Below are 6,414 nucleotides of genomic sequence, written 5' to 3'. Positions count from 1 at the left end.
TGCACACCCTGCTCACCAAGCATCGCTAGCCCACCACGATGCAACCACCACTAGAAACCGCCCAACGGCCAACACGGTGACCCTGCTGATCGGCGCCGGTCAGGAACCGGCGTTCTCGCCCGCAACCACCAACCGCACCGCGGTGAATTCCCGGTCCGCGACCAGGGCTCCAGCCGGGAACCCGCCGCTGCGTGCCACGGCGTCGAGCGGGCCATCGCACACCTTGAGCGCGGACAGCGCCTCGCCGCCGGCCACCTCGATCGAGGACCACTCCGCGGCGAAGTACTTGTCCTGCCAGACCGGGTTGGTGCAGTCGAAGGCACTGACCTCGTTGGCCGCGTAGGCCGGCAGGGCGCCGAGGGGGCCGATCGCGATCGCCGACGCGGCCATACCGATCAGGACGCGCATTCCCACTCGTTTCCTCATGTGGCCAGCCTCGCCAGCAGCGCGCGTTCTCCGCATCCGTCAGGCGTCCAGAAAAACCACCCGACCGGCTGGATGATCCCCCGCCGGTCAGGCCGGGCGGATCTCGTCCCAGGTGACCGGGAGGGCGGTCGGGCCGTAGACGGTGGTGTCGGCCTTGAACCGGATTTCCTCCTGCGGCACGGCAAGTCGCAGGGTCGGCACCCGCTGGGGCAGGGTGGCCAGCGCGGTGGTCAGTTCCAGGCGAGCGATCTGCTGGCCAACGCACTGGTGCGGTCCGTGGCCGAAGCCGAGGTGGCTGGTGGTCCGCCGCTCGATGTCCAGCGTTTCCGGTTCGGGGAACTGCGCCGGGTCGTGGTTGGCCGCCTGGACGGCGACGACCACGTACTCGCCGGCGGCGATCGGCTGGCCGGCGATCTCGGTGTCCTCGGTGGCCACCCGCAGCAGCCCCGCGCCGACACTCAGCAACCGCAGCAGCTCCTCGGCGGCGCCAGCGGCCAGCGCCGGGTCGGCGGCCAGCCGGTCGAACTGGGCCTGGTTGGCCAGTAGCGCCAGCACGCCGTAGGTGATGGAGCTGGCGGTGGTGTCGTAGCCGGCGACGAGCAGGCCGACGGCCATCTTGGTGAGTTCCAGGTCGTTGAACGGCTGCTGGTGTTCCCGGCCACGGGTGACCAGCACGCTCAGCACGTCCTCGCCTGGCTCGCTGCGCCGGGCCCGGGCCAGGTCGGCGACGTAGTCGTACAGCGGGAACCGCACCGCGTTCAGCTCGTCCACGTCGGTCTCGCCGCTGAACAGGGTCTCGGCAACGCGCTGGAACATGGCGCGGTCGGCGTAGGGCACGCCGAGCAGCTCGGCGATCACGGAGGAGGTGAGCGGCTTGGAAAACCGCTCGTGCAGGTCGATCGGCCCGGTCTCGCCGGCCAGACCGTCCAGCAGTTCGTCGGCGGTGCGCCGCACCATCGGCCGGAACTCCTCGATCCGGCGCACAGTGGTGATCGCCGGCGCGAACACCCGCCGGAACCGGACGTGCTCGGGCCCGTCCATCTTGAAGAAGTCGCCCTGCTCGACGGGCGAGTCGGGCGGCATGTTGGCGAGGATGTGCCCGGCCGCGCCGGAGCGGCTGCTGAAGCGCCGCGGGTCGCCCAGCACTTCGCGGACGTCGGCGTAGCGGGTGACCAGCCAGGCTTCGAGGCCGGTCGGGCAGGTGACCCGGGCCACCGGGGTCTGTGCCCGCAGCTCCGCCACCTCGGGGGCAGGCCCGAACGGACAGACGTCCTCGCGGGGAACGGGCAGTGGGCGGGCGCTCATCGTCGAGGACAAGACGGCTCCTTTGGCGGAAGGTTGCCTATAAGATCAGGTCGGCACTATTCACCGATGGGTGCGGATCCACGACAGGTCATGGCCGGGGCTGCCTGTTCAGCCACATCCTTGGGTACGAACGGGCAGGCCGAGGCGCAGGATACCCCGGTGTTGTTGTGCGGCAAGGTTCTCTCTTCCTCGCGTGGCGAGTACCGGCCACGTCAGGCGATAGCCGGGCACGGCCGCGGTCGGTGACGATGAGATGCCGCCGCCACGGTCCCCACCCTCGGGAGTTCCGATGCAGCGACGAGCTTTCCTGCGTGCTTCGGCCGGCATTGCCGCCTCGGCCGGTACCGCCGTGGCAGGCGGGTCTCCGGCGGCGAAACCGGTGCGGTTCCAGGTGCTGATGTTCGAGGGGGTGGAGGAGCAGGACTTCATCGCGCCGGTGGAAGTGCTTGGCCTGGCGGCGAAACTCAGCGCCGGGGCGATCGCGCCGCCGCTGATGGTCACCACCGGCGCGCCCGGGATGATCACCTGCACCTATCAGACCAGGGTGGAGGTTCCCGGTGGCTGGTCGCCGGAGCTGGCGGATGTCCTGGTGGTTCCCGGTGGTGGCTACCACCTGCCGCCCTCCGGTCAGCCGCGGCCCGGGGTCCGGAAACTGATGCGGGACAAGGAGTTCCTCGGCAGGCTGGCCGAGGTGCGCACGCCGCTGGCAGGCATCTGCACCGGGGTCATGGTGCTCGCCGCGGCTGGGCGTACCCGCGGCCGCACCGCGACCACCCACGGCAAGGCCAAGGCCGACCTCGCCGCGCACGGCGCCACCGTGGTCAACGCGCGGGTGGTCGACGACGGCGACCTGATCACCGGCGGCGGGGTGACCTCGGGGCTGGACGTGGCGCTGTGGCTGGTCGAACGCTACGCCGGGGCGCAGGTCGCGCTCGCGGCCGAGGAGATCCTGGAGTACGAACGGCGCGGCACGGTCTGGCACGCCTGAGCAGGCCTCCGCCGTCGAGTTGGCCCAAGCGGTACGCCCAGTTTGGCCAACTATGCGTACGACTTGGGCCAACTCGGCGGTGTCCGGTCGGTCTGGTGGGCTTTGCTTGACGGGGGTGGGTTTGGCTTGCTACATCTATCTCAGGGTTCCTGAGATGTAGGAGTGAGCTGATGAGCACTGCGATCCCCGCCGACTCCCCGCCGGTCGTGCCCGAACCGTGGGGGAACACCGTTGAGGTCAGCTTCGATCAGGGCATTGCCTGGGTGATGCTGAACCGGCCGAAGAAGCGCAACGCGATGAATCCGACGCTCAACGACGAGATGGTCCGCGTGCTGGACCATCTGGAGGCCGACGAACGCTGCCGGGTGCTGGTGCTCACCGGCGCGGGGGAGGCGTTCTCCGCCGGCATGGACCTCAAGGAGTACTTCCGCGAGGTCGACGCCACCGGCAGCCTCGCCGTGCAGCTCAAGGTGCGCCGGGCCAGTGCCGAATGGCAGTGGAAGCGGTTGGCGCACTGGAGCAAACCGACCATCGCGATGGTCAACGGCTGGTGCTTCGGCGGCGCGTTCACCCCCCTGGTCGCCTGCGATCTGGCCTTCGCCGACGAGCAGGCGCGGTTCGGGCTCTCCGAGGTCAACTGGGGCATCCCGCCGGGCGGGGTGGTCAGCCGGGCCCTCGCCGCGACCGTGCCCCAGCGGGACGCGCTCTTCCACATCATGACCGGCGAGTCCTTCGACGGTCGCAGGGCTGCTGAGATGCGACTGGTCAACGAAGCGCTGCCGGGGGACCGGTTGCGCGAGCGCACCCGCGAGGTGGCACTCAAACTGGCCTCGATGAACCAGGCCGTGCTGCACTCGGCCAAGGTCGGCTACCGGATCGCCAAGGAAATGCCCTGGGAACAGGCCGAGGACTACCTCTACGCCAAGCTCGACCAGTCGCAGTTCGTCGACCGTGCCGGGGCCAGGGCCAAGGGGCTCACCCAGTTCCTCGACGACAAAACCTACCGGCCCGGCCTGAGCACCTTCGACCCCGGCAAGGAGTAGCCTGCCGCCTGGGCATGAGGAGAAACCGTTGCGAAATCAGGGTTTGGGCTCCTGGCCCGCACGTCGGGCCAGGATGACCCCGCAGGCGGTGGCGGTCCGGCACGAGGACCGGGAGCTGAGCTACGCGGAGCTGTCCCGGCGGGTGACCGGACTCGCGCACGGCCTGTCCGCCGCGGGTGTGCGCTTCGGCGACCGGGTCGCCTACCTCGGCCCAAACCATCCGGCGTACCTGGAACTGCTCTTCGCCTGCGGGCTGCTCGGCGCGGTCTTCGTGCCGCTCAACTTCCGGCTCGCCGCCCCGGAAATCGACCACGCGCTGACCGATTCCGGCGCCGCGATGCTCGTGCACACCCCGGCGCACGCCGGCACGGTCGCCGCCCTGGCCGAACACCCCGGCCTGCGGCTGATCCCGGTGGCCGAGGAGTACGAGCGACTGCTGAGCACCGCGGCGGAACCGCCGGACATCCCGGTCAGCCTCGACGACACCTGCCTGATCATGTACACCTCCGGCAGCACCGGCCGCCCCAAGGGCGCCCAGCTGACGCACGGGAACCTGACCTGGAACAGTGTCAACGTCCTGGTCGAGACCGACCTCGCCGGGGACGAGCGGGCGCTGATCGCCGCGCCGCTGTTCCACACCGCCGCGCTGGGCATGATCTGCCTGCCCACCCTGCTCAAGGGCGGCACGGTGGTGCTGCACTCCGCCTTCGACCCCGGCGCGGCCCTGGACACGATCGAGCGCGAGCGGATCACGCTGATGTTCGGTGTGCCCACCATGTTCGCCGCGATGGCGGCGCACCCGTGCTGGCCCGCGGCGGATCTCGCCAGCCTGCGCACCCTGTTGTGCGGCGGGGCCCCGGTGCCCACGGCGATCATCCAGCGTTACCTCGACCGCGGCATCGGCTTCGCCCAGGGCTACGGGATGACCGAGACCTCGCCCGGCGCCCTGCTGCTCGACCCGGCACGGGCCCAGGACAAGATCGGCTCCGCCGGGGTGCCGTCCTTCTTCACCGACGTGCGCGTGGTGGACCCCGGCGGCCACCCGGTGCCGCCGGGCATCCGCGGCGAGGTGATTGTCAGCGGCCCCAACGTGATGCGCGGATATTGGCGCCAGCCAGGGGAAACCGCGGCCGCGGTGCGCGCTGGCTGGTTCCACTCCGGCGATATCGCCACGGTCGATGAGGACGGTTACGTCTACCTCGTCGACCGGCTCAAGGACATGATCATCTCGGGTGGGGAGAACATCTACCCGGCCGAGGTGGAGGAGGCGATCCACGCCTTCCCCGGGGTCCAGGCCTGCGCCGTGATCGGTGTCCCCGACGAGAAATGGGGCGAGGTCGGCAAGGCGATCGTGCTGCCCGAGCCCGGCGCGCAGGTCCGGGAGTTGGAGTTGCTGGCCTTCCTGCGCACCCGGCTGGCCGCCTACAAGGTGCCCAAGTCGGTGCGGTTGGTGAGCACGCTGCCGACCTCGGGCTCTGGCAAGATCCTCAAGCCCGAGGTGCGGAAGCTGTACTCCTGAACGGGATCAGAACCGCAGCACCGGTTTGATCGACTGTCCAGTGTGGACGGACGCGGCCGCGGCGTTGATGTCGGCGAAGTCGAATCCGGTGATCAGCTCTTCCAGGGGCAGCCTGCCCGCCTGGTACTGCGCGACCAGGAACGGGATCAGCGTCTCCGGCTCCGAATCCCCTTCGGTCACCCCGATAACTCGCTTGCCCGCGATCAGGTCGTTCACGTCGATGGCCACCTCGGCACCGAAGGGCGGCGCGCCGACCACGGCGCAGCCCCCGCGGGCGGCCAGCGCGTCGACCGCGGTGCGCAGCACCCCGGTGTTGCCGGTGGATTCCACCGCGTTGTGCACGCCGCGTCCGCCGGTGATCTCGCGCAGCGCCGAGGGCACGTCCTGTTCCGCGGCGTTGATCGTGTGCGTGGCGCCCAGCCTGGCCGCGAGCCGCAACCGTTGTGGCAGCAGGTCGATCGCGATGAGCTGGCCCGCGTTCGTCCAGGTGCCCGCGATGATCGCGGCGAGTCCGACGGCCCCGGAACCGAAGACGGCCAGGGATTGCCCGTAGGCCGGGCGCAGCGTGTTGAGCACCGCGCCGACCCCGGTCTGGATGCCGCAGCCCAGCGGGGCGAGCACGTCCAGGGGCAGTTCCGCGGCCACCTTCACCAGGCTGCGCTCGTCGACCAGCGCGCGGGTGGCGAAGCTGGACTGGCCGAAGAAGTGCCCGCCGATCCCGTGTCCGGCGCGGCGCAGGGTGTGGCTGCCGTCGGCGCGCAGACCGCCGATGAGGTTGGCGGGCAACCAGGTCGCGCAGTAGGCAGGGTGCCCGTCGCGGCAGGCGGCACAGCGTCCGCAGGAGGTGAAGGTGAGCAGCACGTGATCACCGGGCACCACCCGGGTGACCGCCGATCCGACCTCCTCGACCACCCCGGCGCCCTCATGTCCGAGCACTCCGGGCAACGGGAACGGCAGCCCGCCGGCGCGCACGCTGAGATCGGTGTGGCAGAGCCCGGCGGCGACCATCCGCACCACCACCTCATCCGGGCGCGGCGGGTCGAGTTCGACCTCCTGGATGGTGAACGCGCCGCCCGCCTGCTCGACCACGGCGGCCTGTGCCTGCGACATGGGGACCTCCTGTCTCGTACCAC

At 70.4% G+C, this 6,414-nt stretch carries 6 protein-coding genes; 3 read left to right on the top strand and 3 right to left on the bottom strand.

Going from position 1 to position 6,414, the window contains the following annotated elements:
- Positions 1-99: 99 nt before the first annotated feature.
- On the bottom strand, positions 100-408 hold the full coding sequence (locus tag MZC64_RS41140; protein ID WP_247765069.1) for a hypothetical protein: 309 nt from the start codon (positions 406-408) through the stop codon (positions 100-102).
- A gap of 105 nt (positions 409-513) precedes the next feature.
- A complete protein-coding gene (locus MZC64_RS41135; RefSeq protein ID WP_247765068.1) occupies positions 514-1,743 on the bottom strand; it encodes a cytochrome P450 in 1,230 nt (409 codons plus the stop codon).
- Positions 1,744-2,020: 277 nt separating this feature from the next.
- On the opposite strand from MZC64_RS41135, the gene MZC64_RS41130 reads away from it, so the two are divergent.
- The 3 genes from MZC64_RS41130 (at position 2,021) to MZC64_RS41120 (ending at position 5,281) form a co-directional block, all read left to right on the top strand.
- Positions 2,021-2,719, top strand: coding sequence for a DJ-1/PfpI family protein (locus MZC64_RS41130; RefSeq protein WP_247765067.1), 699 nt, complete (start codon positions 2,021-2,023; stop codon positions 2,717-2,719).
- A 170-nt stretch (positions 2,720-2,889) separates the two neighbouring features.
- A complete protein-coding gene (locus MZC64_RS41125) occupies positions 2,890-3,762 on the top strand; it encodes a p-hydroxycinnamoyl CoA hydratase/lyase (protein ID WP_247765066.1) in 873 nt (290 codons plus the stop codon).
- A 28-nt stretch (positions 3,763-3,790) separates the two neighbouring features.
- Positions 3,791-5,281: a long-chain fatty acid--CoA ligase gene (locus tag MZC64_RS41120; RefSeq protein ID WP_282106687.1), complete on the top strand. Its 1,491-nt coding sequence runs from the start codon at positions 3,791-3,793 to the stop codon at positions 5,279-5,281.
- 6 nt (positions 5,282-5,287) lie between these two features.
- Here the strand turns inward: MZC64_RS41120 and MZC64_RS41115 are convergent, their stop codons facing one another.
- Complete coding sequence (locus MZC64_RS41115; RefSeq protein WP_247765064.1) at positions 5,288-6,391, bottom strand: NAD(P)-dependent alcohol dehydrogenase; 1,104 nt, start codon at positions 6,389-6,391, stop codon at positions 5,288-5,290.
- Positions 6,392-6,414 lie beyond the last annotated feature (23 nt).

Origin of the sequence: Crossiella sp. S99.2 (assembly GCF_023094165.1) — a bacterium.
Lineage (GTDB): Bacteria > Actinomycetota > Actinomycetes > Mycobacteriales > Pseudonocardiaceae > Crossiella.
The sequence above is the reverse complement of the archived record's forward strand: the minus strand, read 5'-3'. Positions and strand labels throughout refer to the sequence as shown.